Origin of the sequence: Thioalkalivibrio sp. ALgr3 (assembly GCF_000377325.1) — a bacterium.
Classification (GTDB): Bacteria; Pseudomonadota; Gammaproteobacteria; order Ectothiorhodospirales; family Ectothiorhodospiraceae; genus Thioalkalivibrio.
The window spans coordinates 87,598-105,485 of record NZ_KB897976.1 but is presented as its reverse complement, the minus strand read 5'-3'; the positions used below and the strand labels follow the sequence as shown (position 1 = coordinate 105,485).

Annotated in this window: 21 protein-coding genes; 4 read left to right on the top strand and 17 right to left on the bottom strand. The window is 68.1% G+C overall.

The window, feature by feature from the left end; genetic code table 11:
• Positions 1–53: 53 nt before the first annotated feature.
• On the bottom strand, positions 54–620 hold the full coding sequence (locus C998_RS0100515; protein WP_018868881.1) for a hypothetical protein: 567 nt from the start codon (positions 618–620) through the stop codon (positions 54–56).
• Positions 621–802: 182 nt separating this feature from the next.
• On the opposite strand from C998_RS0100515, the gene C998_RS0100510 reads away from it, so the two are divergent.
• The gene (locus C998_RS0100510; RefSeq protein WP_018868880.1) at positions 803–1,828 is read left to right on the top strand and encodes a CDP-6-deoxy-delta-3,4-glucoseen reductase; all 1,026 of its coding nucleotides are present in this window, start codon (positions 803–805) and stop codon (positions 1,826–1,828) included.
• A 71-nt stretch (positions 1,829–1,899) separates the two neighbouring features.
• On the opposite strand, the gene C998_RS0100505 is transcribed toward C998_RS0100510, so the two are convergent.
• Positions 1,900–2,721, bottom strand: coding sequence for a uroporphyrinogen-III synthase (locus C998_RS0100505; protein WP_018868879.1), 822 nt, complete (start codon positions 2,719–2,721; stop codon positions 1,900–1,902).
• A 10-nt stretch (positions 2,722–2,731) separates the two neighbouring features.
• Positions 2,732–3,661, bottom strand: a complete 930-nt coding sequence (gene hemC / locus C998_RS0100500; protein WP_018868878.1) for a hydroxymethylbilane synthase — start codon at positions 3,659–3,661, stop codon at positions 2,732–2,734.
• Positions 3,662–3,751: 90 nt separating this feature from the next.
• On the opposite strand from hemC, the gene C998_RS0100495 reads away from it, so the two are divergent.
• On the top strand, positions 3,752–4,222 hold the full coding sequence (locus C998_RS0100495; RefSeq protein ID WP_018868877.1) for a thioredoxin fold domain-containing protein: 471 nt from the start codon (positions 3,752–3,754) through the stop codon (positions 4,220–4,222).
• 51 nt (positions 4,223–4,273) lie between these two features.
• On the opposite strand, the gene C998_RS0100490 is transcribed toward C998_RS0100495, so the two are convergent.
• Together C998_RS0100490 and C998_RS0100485 are read right to left on the bottom strand one after the other, a co-directional pair.
• Positions 4,274–4,990 carry a LytTR family DNA-binding domain-containing protein gene (locus C998_RS0100490; protein WP_018868876.1) on the bottom strand — a complete coding sequence of 239 codons (717 nt, stop codon included), beginning with the start codon at positions 4,988–4,990 and terminating at the stop codon, positions 4,274–4,276.
• Between the two features lie 3 nt (positions 4,991–4,993).
• The gene (locus C998_RS0100485; protein WP_018868875.1) at positions 4,994–6,058 is read right to left on the bottom strand and encodes a sensor histidine kinase; all 1,065 of its coding nucleotides are present in this window, start codon (positions 6,056–6,058) and stop codon (positions 4,994–4,996) included.
• A gap of 56 nt (positions 6,059–6,114) precedes the next feature.
• Between C998_RS0100485 and argH the strand changes: the two genes are divergently transcribed.
• Positions 6,115–7,548, top strand: a complete 1,434-nt coding sequence (gene argH, locus C998_RS0100480) for an argininosuccinate lyase (RefSeq protein WP_018868874.1) — start codon at positions 6,115–6,117, stop codon at positions 7,546–7,548.
• On the opposite strand, the gene C998_RS0100475 is transcribed toward argH, so the two are convergent.
• Positions 7,533–8,057, bottom strand: coding sequence for a hypothetical protein (locus tag C998_RS0100475; protein WP_018868873.1), 525 nt, complete (start codon positions 8,055–8,057; stop codon positions 7,533–7,535). The genes argH and C998_RS0100475 overlap by 16 nt on opposite strands.
• 117 nt (positions 8,058–8,174) lie before the next feature.
• Between C998_RS0100475 and C998_RS0100470 the strand changes: the two genes are divergently transcribed.
• The gene (locus tag C998_RS0100470; RefSeq protein ID WP_018868872.1) at positions 8,175–9,698 is read left to right on the top strand and encodes a YdiU family protein; all 1,524 of its coding nucleotides are present in this window, start codon (positions 8,175–8,177) and stop codon (positions 9,696–9,698) included.
• A 19-nt stretch (positions 9,699–9,717) separates the two neighbouring features.
• Here the strand turns inward: C998_RS0100470 and gpmI are convergent, their stop codons facing one another.
• The 11 genes from gpmI to soxY form a co-directional block, all read right to left on the bottom strand.
• A complete protein-coding gene (gpmI, locus tag C998_RS0100465; RefSeq protein ID WP_018868871.1) occupies positions 9,718–11,268 on the bottom strand; it encodes a 2,3-bisphosphoglycerate-independent phosphoglycerate mutase in 1,551 nt (516 codons plus the stop codon).
• Between the two features lie 100 nt (positions 11,269–11,368).
• A complete protein-coding gene (gene tatC / locus C998_RS0100460) occupies positions 11,369–12,496 on the bottom strand; it encodes a twin-arginine translocase subunit TatC (protein ID WP_018868870.1) in 1,128 nt (375 codons plus the stop codon).
• Entirely contained in the window at positions 12,493–13,266 is a 774-nt protein-coding gene (gene tatB, locus C998_RS0100455; RefSeq protein ID WP_018868869.1) for a Sec-independent protein translocase protein TatB, read from the bottom strand. Before tatB ends, tatC begins: the two co-directional genes overlap by 4 nt.
• 44 nt (positions 13,267–13,310) lie before the next feature.
• Positions 13,311–13,619 carry a twin-arginine translocase TatA/TatE family subunit gene (gene tatA / locus C998_RS0100450; RefSeq protein ID WP_018868868.1) on the bottom strand — a complete coding sequence of 103 codons (309 nt, stop codon included), beginning with the start codon at positions 13,617–13,619 and terminating at the stop codon, positions 13,311–13,313.
• A gap of 70 nt (positions 13,620–13,689) precedes the next feature.
• Complete coding sequence (locus C998_RS0100445; RefSeq protein WP_018868867.1) at positions 13,690–14,052, bottom strand: phosphoribosyl-ATP diphosphatase; 363 nt, start codon at positions 14,050–14,052, stop codon at positions 13,690–13,692.
• Positions 14,049–14,837: an imidazole glycerol phosphate synthase subunit HisF gene (gene hisF / locus C998_RS0100440; RefSeq protein ID WP_018868866.1), complete on the bottom strand. Its 789-nt coding sequence runs from the start codon at positions 14,835–14,837 to the stop codon at positions 14,049–14,051. Before hisF ends, C998_RS0100445 begins: the two co-directional genes overlap by 4 nt.
• A 1-nt stretch (position 14,838) precedes the next feature.
• Positions 14,839–15,576, bottom strand: coding sequence for a 1-(5-phosphoribosyl)-5-[(5-phosphoribosylamino)methylideneamino]imidazole-4-carboxamide isomerase (gene hisA / locus C998_RS0100435; protein WP_018868865.1), 738 nt, complete (start codon positions 15,574–15,576; stop codon positions 14,839–14,841).
• A gap of 25 nt (positions 15,577–15,601) precedes the next feature.
• Positions 15,602–16,258, bottom strand: a complete 657-nt coding sequence (gene hisH, locus C998_RS0100430) for an imidazole glycerol phosphate synthase subunit HisH (RefSeq protein ID WP_018868864.1) — start codon at positions 16,256–16,258, stop codon at positions 15,602–15,604.
• Between the two features lie 24 nt (positions 16,259–16,282).
• Positions 16,283–16,876 carry an imidazoleglycerol-phosphate dehydratase HisB gene (hisB, locus tag C998_RS0100425; RefSeq protein WP_018868863.1) on the bottom strand — a complete coding sequence of 198 codons (594 nt, stop codon included), beginning with the start codon at positions 16,874–16,876 and terminating at the stop codon, positions 16,283–16,285.
• Between the two features lie 183 nt (positions 16,877–17,059).
• Positions 17,060–17,362: a thiosulfate oxidation carrier complex protein SoxZ gene (soxZ, locus tag C998_RS0100420; RefSeq protein ID WP_018868862.1), complete on the bottom strand. Its 303-nt coding sequence runs from the start codon at positions 17,360–17,362 to the stop codon at positions 17,060–17,062.
• Between the two features lie 46 nt (positions 17,363–17,408).
• Positions 17,409–17,882: a thiosulfate oxidation carrier protein SoxY gene (soxY, locus tag C998_RS0100415; protein WP_018868861.1), complete on the bottom strand. Its 474-nt coding sequence runs from the start codon at positions 17,880–17,882 to the stop codon at positions 17,409–17,411.
• Positions 17,883–17,888: the final 6 nt, after the last annotated feature.

Genomic DNA, 17,888 nt, shown 5'->3' with positions numbered 1-17,888 from the left:
TGCAGGAGGGGGCGAGCCCGGGGACATCCGGGCCCGCTCCGTGGGTTCGGGGCTCAGTTACCCAGATGCGCGCCGTCTTCCGGCACCCGCGACCATGCGGCGATATCCGAGCCCATCGCGCGGATCGTGCGTCCCATCACCGAACAGGTACCCTTGAATCCGCCGAAGGCGCCGCCACCGGAGATGCGACGAGAAGTGAAGTCCGCGACCGCTTCACCGTCCTCGTACAGGGTCCCTTCGGCTTCGCTGAAGGCACGGTGTCCGGACCAGGCATTCCCGTCGTTGCGCGCCTGGGTGATCTCCACCATCAGGACCTGGCCGCCGTCCGCCGGGCTCGCGTCACCGCGCTCCTCGAAGCGAATGTCATGCCGTGCACCGAACTCCTGCACGAACTCCGGAAAGCGTTCTTCCAGCTCGCATTCATTGCGGATGGCCTGCGTCACCACCGCATCATCGCTGTAGGCGAAGCGCTCGGGCATCACGATGGTGACCGCCGGATCACTGACCGCCGGCGCCGCCTGCGCCTCCCCGCCCGAATCCCGGGTCTCGTTCGCGGCACAGCCACTCAGTGCCAGCAGGCCCGTTGCGGCCAGCACGCTGAGGTATTGCTTCTTTTGCATGGCTTTCTCCCCTTTGCCCATTGTGGTCTCGCGAAGTCTGCCCCAGAACCCACCCTTCATGCACCCCCCGAATCGGGGGGGGCGCGGCGAATCCGGGCGGTCGTTGCGGAATCCTTGCGGTTGCTTGCGTTCCCCGGTTCTCTGACCACAATGAACGCCTTTCCTGCATGGAGCATTCCCCAATGGCCTTTGACGTCACCATCCAGCCCAGCGGCCACCAGTTCGAAGTCGAGGACGACGAGACCGTCCTCGAGGCCGGCCTGCGTCAGGGATACGCGTTCCCTTACGGGTGCCGCAACGGTGCCTGTGGTTCCTGCAAGGGTCGGGTGCTGTCGGGCGAGGTGGATCATGGTCCCAAACTGCCACCGGGCATTACCGAGGCCGAGCTGGCCGACGGCCTGGCGCTCTTCTGCCAGGCGGTCCCGGTGGATGATCTGGAGATCGAGGTGCGCGAGATCGGCGCGGCCCGTGACATCGAGGTCAAGACGCTGCCGTGCCGCGTGGCGGCCCTCAACCGCCTGGCCGATGACGTGATGGAACTGCGTATCCAGCTCCCCGCGCGGGAACGCCTGCAGTTCCTCGCCGGGCAGTACCTCGACGTGTTGCTGAAGGGGGGTGAACGCCGCAGCTATTCCCTGGCCAACGCTCCGCACGACGACGAACAGCTGATCCTGCACGTGAAATACGTCGAGGGCGGACGCTTCTCGGCCCATGTGTTCGAAGAGATGCAGCCCAAGGCCCTGCTGCGTATCGAAGGTCCGCTGGGGCAGTTCTTCGCGGACGAGGAATCCCCGCGCCCGCGCCTGTTCGTGGGCGGGGGGACCGGCTTCGGTCCGCTGAAGGGGATGCTGGACCACCTGGCGAACGAGGGGCTGGACCGGCGGCACCACGTGTTCTGGGGCGCGCGGGAGGCGGCGGGAATCTATGCTCCCGAGTGGCTGCAGGCCATGGCGGCTGCGGAACCGGAGCACTTCCGTTTTACCCCGGTTCTGTCCGATCATCCGCAGGACGAGGCGGCGGGCTTCGCCGCGCGGGCGGGACTGCCCCACGAGGCGGTGCTGGCCGAATATCCGGATCTGTCCGGCTTCGATGTCTACATGGCGGGGCCGCCACCCATGGTGCATGCGGCCCGCGAGGCTTTCCGTGCGGCGGGTCTCCCCCCCGAGCAGCTCTACTACGACAGTTTCGAGCCGGCGGGCGGATCCTGACCGGGGCACGTGCCCCTGTTCGCCTGCGAGCAGTCTCCTGCCGGTTTCGTGGGAGCGGGACCGACCCTGTCTCAGCCGTCGCTGCCGTCCAGGCGCGCCGCGAGACGGCGTGCGGCCGCCAGCATGGACGCGTCGGTGGGATCTTCGGCCGTCTCCACCGCGGCCTTGAAGCCGAGCTCCTGCGCGATTTCGGCGATGCGCTCGCTGCCGACCACCAGCGGGGTCTTGCGCAGCCACATGCGTCCCAGCTTGCCGACCATCTCGTAGAGATTGCGCAGGCCCTCGCCCGAGGTAATGGTGATGATGTGGATCTGCCCGCGCGAGAACGCATACATCAGATCCCCGGTGTCCCCCTCCGGGCGGCCGCGCCGGTAGGCCTCGGCGAAGGTCACCGTGGCGCCGCGTTCGCGCAGAGTATCTCCCAGCAGCTCGCGCCCGCCGTCCCCGCGGAAGATCACCACCCGCTTGCCTCCCACCTCCTGCATCGCCGGCTCCGCCAGCAGCGCCTCGCTGTCAAAGCGGCGGGGCGGGGCGATGTCGGGCGCGTGGCCGAAACTGCGCAATTCCTGGGCCGTCCGGTTGCCGATCGCGGCGATGGCGGTCCCGGCGGGCCACTCACGATCCGCCAGCGCCAGGTTCATCACGCGCTGAACGGCGTTGGGGCTGATGAACACCGCAATATCGAACTGATCCAGCTCGTCCAGCACCGCGCGCAGATTGGTGGGATCGCTGGGTGCGAGGATCTCCAGCACCGGGAAGCGGATCACCCGGGCCCCTTCACTCTCCAGCGCCTCACAGAAAGGTTCCGCCTGAGCGGCGGGCCGGGTCACCAGAATGCCCCGGTCGGCGAGGGTCGGGGCCCGGCTCTGGGCGGCGGTTTCGGCTTCGGCCATGATGCGGTCCTCAGTGATCGTTCATTGCGGCGCGCAGGAGTTCCCCGGCGCCCAGTTCCAGCAGCTCGTCCGCCAGGAGGATGCCCAGTGCCTCGGCCTCGGCACGGGGCCCGCGTACCTCGCGCTGCAGCAGCTGGCTGCCATCGACCGCGCCCACCAGCCCGCGCAGCCACAGGCCACCGTCGGACTCGAGGATCGCATGGGCGGCCAGCGGTACCTGACAACCCCCCTCGAGCCGGCGGTTGAACGCGCGTTCCGCGCGTACGCGATCGCTGGTATCCGGATCATTCAGGCTGGCGATCCGTGCTTCCACCTCGTTGTCCCCGTCGCGGCATTCGATTGCGATGGCCCCCTGACCGACGGCGGGCAGGCTGACCTCGGGTTCCAGGCAGTTGCGAATGCGCGCATCGAAGCCGAGGCGCTTGAGTCCCGCCGCGGCCAGCAGGATCGCGTCGTATTCGCCGGCATCCAGCTTGCCCAGCCGCGTGTTCACGTTGCCGCGCAGGTCATGGACCTCCAGATCGGGCCGGCGGGCACGCAGCTGGCACTGGCGACGCAGGCTGGAGGAGCCGACCCGCGCGCCCTGCGGAAGCTCGTCCACGTGCCCGTAGTGATTCGACACGAACGCATCCAGCGGATCCTCGCGATCGAGGATGACGGGCAGGGCCAGGCCTTCCGGAAGCTCCATCGGGACATCCTTGACCGAATGCACCGCGATATCCGCGCGATCTTCCAGCAGCGCGTTCTCCAGCTCCTTCACGAACAGGCCCTTGCCGCCGATTTTCGCCAAAGGCGAGTCGAGCACGCGGTCGCCCTGAGTGGTCATGCCCACCAGTTCGACCGGCCGGTCGGGGTGTGCCGCGCGCAGACGCTCGGCGACGTGTTCGGCCTGCCACATGGCCAGCGGACTCTTGCGGGTGGCGATGCGTAGCGGTTTCATGCAGTGTCCCGTTCGGGGAACCCGGTGGTTTGTCCCGGGTCCATAAAAACGACGTAGTATAACGGCTCGCAACCCGCAGCCGAAAAACCGATGGACAAGTTCATGATGACACGCAACCGGATTCTCGCGGCCTTCGGCCTGGCCGCGGCCATGCTGTTCGCCGGCCCGGCTCAGGCGGAGCTGGAACGGGTGACCGACCTGCAGGCGCTCAAGGACAACGGCGAGCGCAAGCCCACCGTGGTGATGTTCACCGCCGAGAATTGCCCCTACTGCGAGCTCGCGAAGGAGGCCCATCTGGGCCCGATGAGCCGTGACGAGGCCCATTCCGACGTCAATATCCTCATGGTGGAGATGAACGGCGAAGAAGTCCGTGATTTCGATGGCGATACCATGCGTGGCTCCGAGCTGGGGAACCGGTACGGGGCCCGCGTGACCCCCACCCTGGTGGCGTTCGACGCCGAGGGCAATCCGGTCGGGCGCCCGCTGGTGGGCATTCCCAACGAGGAGCTCTACCGCAGTCAGGTGCGCATGCGCATCAACGCCGCACGCGAGGGCAGCTGACCCGCGCCACGTCCCGCCGGACCGGACCCGCGCGGATCAGGCCCGCCCGGATCACACCCGGGTGTGCCGCCGCAGAAACTCGCGCACTCGGGCCAGCTGCCGCCGGCTCACCGGTACCGGATCGCGCCCGTCACGAAACCGCAGACGATGGTCGCCGGCGTTGCGGGTCTCCAGGCCCGCCACATTCCGGGCCACCGCCAGGGCCCCGCGGTGCACGCGCAGCACCTCGTCCCCCAGGGCCTGCTCCAGATCCTGCAGCCGAGCCTCGACGAAGCCCTCGAGGTCCCGCCCGCGTGCGACTACGCAGCCATCCTCGGTGACGAAACAGTCGATCGCATCCAGCTGCACCGACTCTTCGCGCCGGCCGATGCGCAGGCGTATGGCCGGCGGCTCGTCCGGCTGCGCGGATCCGTCCGTTGCATGCCGGGCCCGTTCCAGAGCCTGCTCCAGTCGCTCCCGGCGTACGGGCTTGAGCACGTAGTCGCGCACCCCCGCTTCGAAGGCCTGCAGGCCGAAAGCCTCGTGTGCGGTGACCAGGATCACGACCAATTCGGGATGGCTCCGCGCGAGTTCGCCCGCCAGCTCGATCCCGCGCTCGCCGGGCATCTCGATGTCCAGCAGCAGCGCTCCCGGCCGGTGGGTCTGCAGAGCCGTGCGTACCTGGCCGGCGTCCGCGGCTTCCGCCACCACCCGGTGGCCCAGTTCGGTCACCAGGTTACGCAGCCGCTCGCGCGCGACCGGTTCGTCATCCGCAATCAGCAGTTCCATGGATCAGCGTCTCCCTCGTCGATCCTGCGGCGTGCGGGGTATCTGCAGCCGGACCCGGAATTCGTCTTCGTCGCGTTGCGCCTGAAGCGATGCGCGATCGCCGAAGGCGTGGCGCAGGCGCAGCCGGACCGCGTCGCTGGCGGTTCCGGTCCCGGCCGGAGCAGCCACCTCCGGCAGGCTGTTGCGGATCTCGACGGTCAGCGTATCCCGTTCCGGCTGGATCCGGATTCCCAGATGGCCCTGTCCGCGGGCCGGAGCGATCCCGTGCTGGATCGCGTTCTCCACCAGCGGCAGCAGAACCAGGGACGGGATCTGCTGTTCCAGCGCCGGGTCCTGCTCGGGCCACTCCCGGTCGATCCGGAACCGTTCGCCCAGGCGTGTCTGCTCCACCCGCAGATACCCCTCGACCACGGCCAGCTCCTCGCGCAGTGAATGGCGGTCGGCGCCATTGAACGCGGCACGAAACAGATCCGCGAGGTCCAGGGTCACCTGCTCCGCGCGCGAGGGATCCGTCCGGCACAGCCCGGCGATCGTGTTCATGCTGTTGTAGAGGAAATGCGGCCGCAGGCGTGCCCGCATGGCCTGCTCCCGCGCCTGCGCCACGGCCCGGGTCTCGCGCTGCCAGGCCGCCTGCAGATACAGGTAGTGCATCGCGACCAGGCTCAGGATCACCGCGATGCCCAGCACCGGCAGACGCAGCTCGGGATCTGCCAGCTGCACCGACTCGGCGGCGCGCTGCACCAGCGCGGTATTGACGATGGGGACCAGCGGCGGCAGGACGATCTGCAGGGTCAGCGGGCCACGGCGCAGCAGACGCTGCAGCAGACACAGGATCAGCAGACTGGTGAGCGCGACCCAGAAGATGAACAGGGCATACAGCGCCAGGGTGCCCGCCCAGTCGCCGGTCCCCGGTCGCAGCAGGGTGATCGCCAGCGCCAGCAGCACCGCCAGCATGAGCACCCGCAGCAGGGTCTCCGCGCCACAGAAATCCGGCAGCGGCGAGACGCGTTCCGCGCGGGCCTCGAGCGCCGGCGTGTTCCCGCTGGACGAACCCGGTTCCGGGCGCATGGCAGTCGCTCTCCCTGTATACTTCCCTGTCGTTCAAACCCCGTTCAGAGTGCACCATGACGCAGGATTCCCCGCAGGACAAGCCGGCCGCCGAAGCCAAGCTCTGGGGTGGCCGCTTCTCCGAGCCCACCGATGCCTTCGTGGAGCGATTTACCGCCTCGGTGGACTTCGACCGCCGCCTCTACCGCGAGGACATCCGGGGCTCGCAGGCCCACGCGCACATGCTGGCCAGGGTGGGGGTCCTGAGCGAGGACGAGGCGCGCCGGATCGTCGACGGGCTGGACGCCATCCGCGAGGAGATCGCCGCCGGCGAGTTCGACTGGCAGGTGGGCCGCGAGGATGTCCACATGAACATCGAGGCGCGCCTGATCGAGCGCATCGGCGATGTCGGCAAGAAGCTGCACACCGGCCGCTCGCGCAACGACCAGATCGCCACCGACATTCGCCTGTGGCTGCGCGCCGCGATCGACGAGATCCTCGAACTGATTCGTTCCTACCAGAGCGGCCTGGTGGATCTGGCCGAGCGCGAGGCCGACACCATCATGCCCGGGTTCACCCATCTGCAGACAGCCCAGCCGGTGACCTTCGGCCACCACATGCTGGCGTGGTACGAGATGCTCGAGCGCGATGCCGAACGGCTGCGCGACTGCCGGCGTCGGGTGAACATCCTGCCGCTGGGCGCCGCTGCCCTGGCGGGTACCCCGTACCCCCTGGACCGTGAATACGTGGCGGAACAGCTCGGATTCGACGGGGTCACGCGCAACTCGCTGGATGCGGTGTCTGATCGCGATTTTGCGATCGAATTCAGCGCGGCGGCCTCGACCCTGATGATGCATCTGTCGCGTCAGGCCGAGGAGCTGGTGCTGTGGACCAGCGCCCAGTTCGACTTCATCGAGCTGCCGGATCGCTACTGCACCGGATCCTCCATCATGCCGCAGAAGAAGAACCCGGACGTGCCGGAGCTGGTGCGCGGCAAGACCGGCCGGGTGTATGGCCATCTGACCAGCCTCCTGACCCTGATGAAGAGCCAGCCGCTGGCCTACAACAAGGACAACCAGGAGGACAAGGAACCGCTGTTCGATACCGTGGACACCCTGCTGGGCTCCCTGCGGGCGTTCGCCGACATGGTCCCCGACCTCGCCGTGCGTCGTGCGAACACCCTGGCGGCCACTACCCGCGGTTTTGCCACCGCCACCGATCTCGCCGACTACCTGGTGGAGCGGGGCGTGGCCTTCCGCGACGCCCACGAGGTGGTGGGCCGTGCGGTGCGCCTGGCGCAGGAGCGGGGTGTGGACCTGGCACAGTTGTCACTGGAGGAACTGCAGCAGCTGAGTGCCGCGGTGGGCGAGGATGTCCACGATGTGCTGACCGCCGAGGGTTCGGTGGCCGCCCGCCGGGTGACCGGCGGGACGGCGCCGGAACAGGTCCGGCGCCAGGTCGCGGCCGCGCGCGCGCGTCTGGCCGCGGCCGGGGATCAGTCCTCGACGTAGCCGTCGACCACCTCCCACATCACGTTGCCGTGCACCACCTCGTATTCCAGTAGCAGCTGGCCGAAGCGGTCGCCGCTCTCGAAATGGGCGAGCACCCAGCGCGCGTTGAGTACGTAGATCCCGTCTTCGCGGAACTCGGCGGTGTCACCGTCGCGCAGGACCTCGGGAACCAGTTGCGGATTCTCGACCAGATCCTCGGACAGCCGGCGCTCCGGGTTGGTCATCCCCAGGCGCTGCAGCTGCTGGATGTCGGCGTTGCGCAGACCGATCTCCACCGGGCGCGGCACCTCCTCGCGGGTGTATTCGGCCAGCTGCATCTGGGCCTCCAGCAGCTCGCGGTTGGCCTCGGTGACGTCGTGCTCCAGGCCTTCGGCGCGCGCGATATAGATCGCCAGGATGACGACGAAGAACGCCATCAGGCCCAGCCACATCAGGCGTTCACGGGTACGCAGGCGACCCGGATCCTCGTTGTCGGTCTCGGGGTTGCGGTTTTCATCATCCTGGGACACGGCGGTTCTCCTCGGTTGCGGGGGGCGGTAGTCCCGGGCCGAGTGGGCCCATGGGACGTACCCTCGACATGTGGCGCATGATAACCCGCAATGTCCCCGCTGCCGAGGTGCCGCCTCATGTCCGCCGCCGAGCCGAACCGCGAACGTCCTCCGGAGACCCCGCCGTCGGGCGCCGGGCTGGAATGGATCAACCGTTTCGCCGCGCTGCCGGATGCCTTCCATCACCGCCCGGAGCCGGCCCCGTTCCCCGGGGCCCGGCTGCTCGCCAGCAGCCCGGCGATGCGCGAGCATCTGGGTCTGACGCCCGAGGATCTCGCCGCCGAGCCGTGGCTCGGCATGATTACCCGCGGCGAGCCGGTGGCGGGCACGCCGCAGGTCGCCAGCGTGTACGCGGGTCACCAGTTCGGGGTCTACGTGCCGCAGCTGGGCGATGGCCGGGCCAAATTGCTGGGGGAGGTGCGCACGCCCGCCGGCGAGCACTGGGAACTGCAGAGCAAGGGCTCCGGGCCGACGGCTTTCTCGCGTCATGCCGACGGGCGCGCGGTGCTGCGCTCGTCGATCCGCGAATACCTGGTTTCCGAGCACATGGCGGCGCTGGGCATCCCCACCACGCGGGCGGTGGCCCTCTACGGGTCCTCGCTGCGGGTGTTCCGCGAGCGCATCGAGAGTGGCGCGGTGGTGTTGCGCGCGGCCCCCAGTTTCCTGCGTTTCGGGCATTTCGAATACTTCCATTATGCCGGCTATCCGGAGCGGCTGCGCCAGCTGATCGACTACGCGCTGGACCATGACTTCCCCGAGCACCGCGAGGCCGAGGACCCGGTGCGCGCGATGCTGGAGACCGTGACCGCCCGCACCGCCGAGCTGATGGCCGACTGGCAGGCAGTGGGCTTCAGCCACGGGGTGATGAACACCGACAACATGAGCCTGACCGGGCTCACCATCGACTACGGCCCGTTTGCGTTCATGGACGCCTACGACCCCGATTACATCTGCAACCACACCGACCAGGGGGGGCGTTATGCCTTCGGCCGCCAGCCGGGCGTGGCTCAGTGGAACCTGATCCGTCTCGCGGAGACCCTGGTGGGGCAGTTCCGCGCCCCCGACATCGACACCGCGGTGGAGCAGGCGAAGCCCGTCCTCGAGGCGTACCAGGAGCAGTTCCGCGCGGCCTGGTTGCGGCGCATGCGCGCCAAGCTGGGCCTGCAGCTCGAACGTGACGAGGACGAGGCCCTGATCCAGGATCTGCTCGCCCGGATGGCGGGCGAAGGCGTCGACTACACCCGGTTCTTCCGTCAGTTGCCGGAACTGGAAGACGGAGACACGCGTCAGGGATTCCTCGAGGAGCTGGAAGACCCGCGTGCCTGGGAGGCCTGGGAGGATCGCTGGCGTGCCCGTCTGAGCCACGAGACGCGCCCGACGGCGGAGCGCCATGCGGCGATGCGGGCGGTGAACCCGAAATACATCCTGCGCAACCACCTGGCGCAGGCTGCCATCGAACGTGCCGAGGAGGGTGACCTGTCGGAGGTCGAGAGACTGCAGCGCGTGCTGAGCCGGCCGTTCGACGAACAGCCGGAGGACGAGGACCTCGCCGGGCTCCCGCCGGCCTGGGCCAGCGGGAGCCAGCTCAGCTGTTCGTCCTGAGGGAAGGCGCTGCCCGGCTTCAGGCGGAGTCGGGGACCTCTTCCAGCAGCAGGCTGCGTCCGCCCATCGCGCTCGGCTTGGGCACGCCCATCAGTTCCAGCACCGTGGGGGCGACGTCAGCGAGTCCGCCGCCGGTACGCAGACGCCAGCGCTGGCTGTCGAGGATCATGCACATCACCGGGTAGATGGTGTGCTGGGTGTGCGGTGCCCCGGTGACCGGGTCGACGTATTCGTCGCAGTTGCCGTGGTCGGCGGTGACGATCACCGAATACTCCTGGGCCTCGGCCGCATCCAGCACCCGCCCGACCTCGCGGTCGAGGGTGTGGACCGCCTCGATCAGTGCCTCGCGGCGGGCGGTGTGGCCCACCATGTCACCATTGGCGAAATTCACCAGGATGAAGCCGTAACGCCCGCTTTCCATCGCCTTGATGGTCTCGTCGGCGACCTCGCGCGCGCTCATCTCCGGCTGCTCGTCATAGGTGTCCACCGCGGGCGAGGGCACCATCACCCGCTTCTCGCCCGCGTAGGATTCTTCCTTGCCGCCGTTGAAGAAGAACGTGACGTGGGCGTATTTCTCGGTCTCCGCGCAGTGGAACTGCGGGATCCCGGCGGAGGCGATGGTGGAACCCAGGGTGGTGGACGGGCGTTCCGGGGGAAACGCGATCGGCGACAGAAAGCGCGGGTCGTATTCGGTCAGGCAGGTCTCGGAGACCGGGTGGAAATCCCCGCGATCGAACCCGTCGAAATCATCCATGCCCAGGGCAGCGGTGAGCTGGCGCGGGCGGTCGTTGCGGAAGTTGAACAGCACGCATTCCGCCTCGGTGCCCATCGGTGCCCCGCCATTGATGATGCGGGGCTTGATGAATTCGTCATCCTCGCCCGCGGCCCACGCACCCTCGATCGCCTCGCGCGCGCTGCCCACCGGTTCGCCTTCGGCGTAGGCCATCGCGCGGAAGGCCTTCTCCGTACGGTTCCAGCGCTTGTCACGGTCCATGGCGTAGTAGCGTCCGCAGACCGTGGCGATGAACCCGCCGGCCTGTTCCAGTTCCGGCTCCAGGGTCTCGAGATAGTTCAGCGCCGAGCGCGGCGCGGTATCCCGGCCGTCGGTGATCATGTGCACGATCGGCCGGGCGCCTTCCTGGCGGCAGATGCCGATCAGGGCCACCAGGTGCCGGATATGCGAATGCACGCCGCCGTCGGACACCAGGCCGATCAGGTGCAGCGGCTGATCCTTGGAGGCCGCCGCCCGCGCCGCACTGACCAGGGCATCGTTCTCGAAGAAGCTGCCTTCGGAGATGGCGTCGTCGATGCGCACCAGGTCCTGATTGACGACCGTGCCCGCGCCTAGCGTCAGGTGGCCGACCTCGGAGTTGCCCATCTGCCCGTCCGGCAGGCCGACCGCCCGGCCGCAGGCATCCAGGGTGGTGTGCGTGCGGGTCGACAGATAGCGGTCGAGGTTGGGGGTGTCCGCCTCGGCGTAGGCGTTGTTGATCTTGCTGGGGTTCACGCCCACCCCGTCCATGACGATGAGGAGGACGGGGCGGCGAGGGGTGGTGCGCGGATCAGCCATCGCGGTATCGGTACCTGGGTGCGTGGGTGGGACGAATATTCAGTGAGTGCCGAATTTTACCAGCTCCGCACGCGGTTGGGAGGTCCGGGCCGCTCGCGAATCAGCGGGGATCACGCTCGGGGCGATCCCCCGATTCGTCCGGCGTGTCGTCCGCCGCATCGTCCGGCCCATCCGTGCGGTTGCCCGCGGATGCGTTGCCGCGTCGCGCGTCTTCGGCCTCGATGCGATCGAGTTCGGCATCCATCTCCGCCTCGGACAGCGGGGTGTAGCCGGTACGGGCCGCGGGGGACGGACGCGTCTCGCCGGAGGTGTCGCTCCGGGCCCTGCCCGCGGGTTCGGGCCGGGTGGTGCCGGTGCCGGAGCGCGGTGCGGGGCCGGACTCCGGTCCGCTCTGCGGTCCCGCGCCCGGGCCGCCGCCCGGTCCGCCCTCGGGGTCATCGGGCCCGTCCGGGTCGTCATCGGGGGCGGCCTTCTGTTCGGCCTTGCGCCGCTCCATGATGCGCGCAAGGATCAGGCCGACCTCGAACAGCAACCACATCGGCAGGGCCAGCAGTGTCTGCGAAATGATGTCCGGCGGGGTCAGGACCATGCCCACCAGGAACACCCCGACGATCACGTACGGGCGCTTGGCGGCCAGCTTCTCGGTGGTGGTGGCCCCCATGGTCACCAGGAGGATGGTGGCCACCGGCATCTCGAAGGCAATGCCGAAGGCGATGAACAGCAGGATGACGAAATCCAGGTAGCGCGAGATGTCCGTCATCACGTCCACGCCTTCCGGCGCGGCCGCGGTGAAGAACGCGAAGATCAGCGGAAAGACCACGAAATAGGCGAACGCCATCCCGAGGTAGAACAGGATCGTCGATGACGCGACCAGCGGCCCGGCCAGGCTCTTCTCGTGCTGATAAAGCCCCGGCGCGATGAACGCCCACAGCTGATAGAGCAGGTACGGGATGCTGATCGCCACCGCGAGCAGCAGGGTCAGCTTGAACGGGATCAGAAACGGCGCGGCCACCTCGATCGCGATCATGCTGGTGCCTTCCGGCAGATGCGCCATCAGCGGATCGGCCAGGAAGGTATAGAGCTGGTTGGCGAACGGGAACAGGATCAGGAACACCACCAGCACGGCGATGAACATCCGCAGGACCCGGTCACGCAGCTCGATCAGGTGGGAGAGCAGGGTCTCGGTGGCCTCTTCCGTGGGTTCGACCCCCGGGCTGGTCTTGCTCATGGGCGTTCGTCAGGCGTGCGGGGTGAGTGGTCGGTGTCGGTTTCCTGCGGCCCGTCGCCGCCCTGTTCTTCCGGGGATTCCGGCGCTTGCCCGGCGGGGCGCTGCGGCCGGCGCCCGGCGGTGCGCCGCCGGGGCCTATCTTCCCGCGTGCTGCGCTGTTCGCGTTCGGCCGCCAGTGCGGGATCTTCGGTGGCCAGGTCCGGGCCCATGTTGTGGCTGACGGGTACCCGCTCGAGGTCACCGCCGTCAGCGTCCCAGGCCGGTTCCTCCGGCGCGGATCCCGCCTCGCCGTCCTGCGTGCCGGCATCCTCTGCCGAATCGACGCGGGAGGTGTCGGTTTCGCGACCGGCCGGTTCCGGAGGGGTGCGACGTTCGCGAACCGCGGGACGTGCCGGCTTCGCCGGTTGCGTGTCCCCGTCGGCCGACTCGCCGGCATCCGTATCCGCATCCGCCAGGGTGTCGTCGGTGTCGCGCAGCTCGCGGTTGATCTCGCGTTCGGTCTGCTCCAGATCCTCACGCAGGCTGGTCTCGGTGTCCTCGACCATGTGCTTGAGCTCGCGGATCTCGCGGTCCTGGCTCTTGACCATCTCGCGCAGTTCCTCGGTCTGGAACTCGCGCTCCACGTCCGAGCGCACGCTCTGGACAAAGCGCCGCGTCTTGCCGACGAACCGGCCGATCTCGCGCGCAAGGCCGGGCAGGCGCTCCGGTCCCACGACCAGGAGCGCCACCACGACGATGATCAGGATTTCCCAGAAGCCGATGTCGAACATGGACTAGCGCCGCTGCCGGCCGGTCGTTGCGGACCGGAACCGGATCAGGCGTTCTTGTCCGACGAGTCGTTGTCGCCGGACTTCTCGCTGCGCTTTTTCACCTCGGCGTCGACCACGCGACCTTCGTCGTCTTCGCTCTGGTTCTCGACGCCCGGCTTTTCGCCTTCCACGCCTTCCTCGCCTTCTTCCTTCTTCTGGTTCTCGCCGTCGGGGTCCTTGACCGCCTGCCGGAAGTTCTTCAGCGCGGAGCCGACGTCACCGCCCATGTTGCGCAGTTTTTTCGTGCCGAACAGCAGGACCACGATCAGAAGGATGATCAGGAGCTGCCAGATGCTGATACCACCAATACCCATGGAGTGTCTCCGAAATAAGTTCCTTGCCGGACAGCCTGACCGGGGAGGGTTCCCGAATCAACCAGGCCGCCTATTTGTCCGAACGCTGTCCTGCGACTTCGCGGCCGGCCTTTTCGTCCACGCCGGACAGGCCGAAACGCCGGGCCAGTTCGTCGAGGACGTCGTCGGGGTGCCGGTCGCGCGCCCGCAGGACGATGAGGGTATGAAACCACAGGTCGGCCATTTCCGACACCAGCGCATCGGCGTCGTCGTCCTTGGCCGCCAGCACCGCTTCGGTGGCTTCTTCGCCCACCTTCTTGAGCATGGCATCCAGGCCGCGTGCCTGCAGCTTCGCGACGTAGGAGCGTTCGGGATCCGCGGAGCGTCGCTCGTCGATGACTTCGGCCAGCGCGGCCAGCAGGTGCTCGCGCGGATTTGCGGAGGGGTCGTTCACGCCGTCACCTCCTGCAGGGGACGCACGGGCACCCCCGCGGCTTCCATCGCGGCCTTGGCCTCGCCGACCGTGTGCTCGCCGAAGTGGAAGATGCTGGCCGCCAGCACGGCATCCGCGTGCCCGGTGGTCACGCCCTCGACCAGATGTTCCAGGCTGCCCACGCCGCCCGAGGCGATCACCGGGATGTTCACTGCGTCACTCACCGCCCGGGTCAGTTCCAGGTCGAAGCCGCTGCGGGTGCCGTCGCGGTCCATGCTGGTCAGCAGGATCTCGCCGGCGCCCAGCTCGGCCATGTGGCGCGCCCATTCGATCGCATCCAGGCCGGTCTCGCGGCGCCCGCCGTGGGTGAAGATCTCCCAGCGCGCGGGCTCGCCTTCGGCGCTGGTGCGGCGCGCGTCGATCGCCACCACGATGCACTGCGAGCCGACCCAGTCGGCGGCTTCGCGCACCAGTTCGGGCCGGTGAACCGCCGCAGTGTTGATGGACACCTTGTCCGCCCCGGCGTTCAGCAGACGGCGGATGTCGTCCACCGCGCGCACGCCGCCACCCACGGTCAGCGGGATGAAGACCTGCGAGGCGACTTCTTCGACCACGTGCAGGATGGTGCTGCGGTCGTCGGAGGAGGCGGTGATGTCGAGGAACGTCAGCTCGTCGGCCCCCTGAGCGTCGTAGCGCCGGGCGATCTCCACCGGGTCACCGGCGTCGCGGATGCCGACGAAGTTCACGCCCTTCACCACGCGGCCGGCGTCCACGTCCAGGCAGGGGATGATGCGGCGTGCCAGCATCTCAGGTGTCCTCGCCCCGGGCGGCCGCGCGCGCCTGCTCCAGGGTGAAGGCGTCCTCGTACAGGGCGCGGCCGACGATCACGCCGTCGATACCGGCATCGGCCCCGCGGGCGAGGCTGCGGATGTCGTCCAGCGAGCTGACGCCGCCGGAGGCGATCACCGGTACGCGCACGTTCTCCGCGAGCTTCGCGGTGGCCTCCACGTTGGGGCCTTCCATCATCCCGTCGCGCGCGATGTCGGTGTAGATGATCGCGGCGACGCCATCGGACTCGAAGTGCTGGGCGAGGTCGATCACGTCGTGACGCGAGAGCTTGGACCAGCCGTCCACCGCGATCTTGCCGTCGCGGGCGTCCAGGCCGACGATGATGTGACCCGGGAATTCCAGGCACAGGTCGTTGACGAAATGCGGCGCGCTGACCGCCCGCGTGCCGATGATCACGTACTGCACGCCGGCATCGAGGTAGGCCTGCACGGTGTCATCGTCGCGGATGCCGCCGCCGATCTGGATGGTCAGGTCGGGGAAGGCCTCGACGATTGCATGGATCGCCTCGGCATTGCGCGGCCGCCCCGCGAATGCCCCGTCGAGGTCCACGATGTGCAGGCGTTCGGCCCCGGCCTCGACCCAGCGTCGGGCCATTTCCACCGGCTCTTCGCCGAATACCGTCGAGTCCTCCATGCGCCCCTGGCGCAGGCGCACGCACTTGCCTTCCTTCAGGTCGATCGCGGGAATGACCAGCATCTCTCTCCGCCTCCTGTTGCGGCGTTCACGGGGCGTCCGGGGCGTCGCCGTCCCAGCGCAGAAAGTTGTTCAGCAGGCGCAGGCCGCAGGCCGCGCTCTTTTCCGGGTGACACTGCATGGTGAACAGCGAGCCGCGGGCGAGGGCCGAGGCGAAGGTTTCGCCATAATCGGTGTGCGCGGCCACGCTGGCCGCGTCGCGCGGCTGCACCCGGTAGCTGTGCACGAAATAGAACCACGGGGTCTCCGGCAGGCCGTGCCACAGCGGGTGCTCGCCGGTGGGCTGCACGCGGTTCCAGCCCATGTGTGGCACCTTGAGGCGACGCCCCTGCGCATCGCTGCGTTCCGGAAAGCGCGCGACCCCGCCGGGGATCACCCCCAGCAGGTCGACGCCGCCGCTTTCGTCCGAGTGTTCCATCAGGATCTGCTGCCCCAGGCAGAGCCCGAGGAACGGGCGTGAACCGGCCAGTTCCGGCAGCAGGCGGTTGAGACCGCGCCGGGCGAGGGCCTGCATCGCGTCGCCGGCCGCCCCCTGGCCGGGAAACACCAGCCGGTCGGCCTCGCGCAGGATCTCCGGGTCGTCGGTACGCAGGATGCGCTGGCCGGGTGCGGCCTCGTGCGTCAGGGCACGCTCCACCGAGTGGAGGTTGCCCATGCCGTAGTCGATGACGGCGACGGTTTCCATGTGGCTTCCCTGTTGCGGCGGGCCTTACAGGCTGCCCTTGGTGGAGGGCGTGATGCCGGCGCCGCGGGGGTCTTCCTCCGCGGCCTCGCGCAGCGCGCGGCCGAAGGCCTTGAAGATGGTCTCCGCCACATGATGGGCATTGTCCCCGCGCAGGCAGTCCACGTGCAGGGTGATCCACGCATGGTTGACCAGGCCCTGGAAGAATTCGTGGAACAGGTCGACATCGAACTGGCCGATGTGCGAACGGCGGAAATCGGCGTGCATCTCCAGCCCCGGGCGGCCGGAGAAGTCGATCACCACCCGTGACAGGGCCTCGTCCAGCGGCACATAGGCATGGCCGTAGCGGCGGATGCCCTTCTTGTCGCCGATCGCCTGCGCCAGTGCCTGGCCCAGGGTGATGCCGATGTCTTCCACCGTGTGGTGGTCGTCGATGTGCAGGTCGCCTTCGGCGCGCACGTCCAGATCGACCATCCCGTGACGCGCGATCTGGTCGAGCATGTGGTCGAGGAACGGGATGCCGGTCTCGGTGTGGCACTGGCCGGTGCCGTCGAGGTTCAGTTCGACGGCGATCCGGGTCTCGAGGGTGTCGCGGCGGACGGAGGCGGTACGCTGGTTCATCTTGGCTGGCTTCGACGCAGAAAGCTCCAGTGTAGCAAGGCTGGCGCCCGGCCGGTATGCCGTACTCGCGGCCCGGGACATGCAGCGCGACGTCTTTCCATCCATCGGCGCGCCGGGTACGGGTGCCCATAAAAAAGGCCGGGGCGAACCCCGGCCTTTCCGCATCCATCAAGGGAGATGGATTTACCGGACGGTAACCGACTCGGAAGCGGTGTCGCCCTGGTTGTCTTCCCAGCTGACCTCGACGGTGTCGCCGGACGAACCTTCGAATTCCAGCTCGAGGAAGGGGTTCTGCGAGATGGTCACGTTCCAGTAGGCGGTGACCATGGTATCGCCGTTGCGCTTGGCTTCGACGGTCTGAATGAAATGCTCGGGAATGATCTCGCCGGCATCATCCTCTTCCTCACCCGTGTGCATCGGGTGGGACAGCAGGGCGCGGACGTTGATCATGCCGTCCTGTTCCTGGGCGCGAATACGGATGGACATAGTTCTTTACCTCCAGACTGTTGATCGGATCGGTGAGGGTGCCGGCTTAGCCGCCGCAGCCACCCACCGTCACTTCGACGTTGCGGGACGTCATGTACCAGTTGCCGTCGGCCTTGACGGCGGCGATCACGTCCGAGGTGTCACCCAGGCGGATGCGCATGGACGCCTTGGGCTTCGCGCCGGAGGCGAAGACATAACGGCCGGTCAGGGAGCGGTTGTTGGCTTCGGCGAAGACCGCGATCTCCTCGACGTTGTCCATGTGGGCCTCGACCGAGATCGGCACCACGGCACCGTTCTCGGCGATTTCCGGGGCGCTCAGGTCGATGTCGTCGGACTGCTGCATGTCGGTGGTGCCGGCGACCGCATTCATTGCATCTTCCATGCTCTCGGTATCGAACATGTCGGCGGACCAGGCGGCGAGCAGCTTGCTCGGGGCCAGCAGGCCGGCGCCAACGGCGGCGCCCACGGTACCGGCGGCGAGAGTGCCTTTCAGGAAGACACGACGCTTGGTGCTAATCATGGAGAT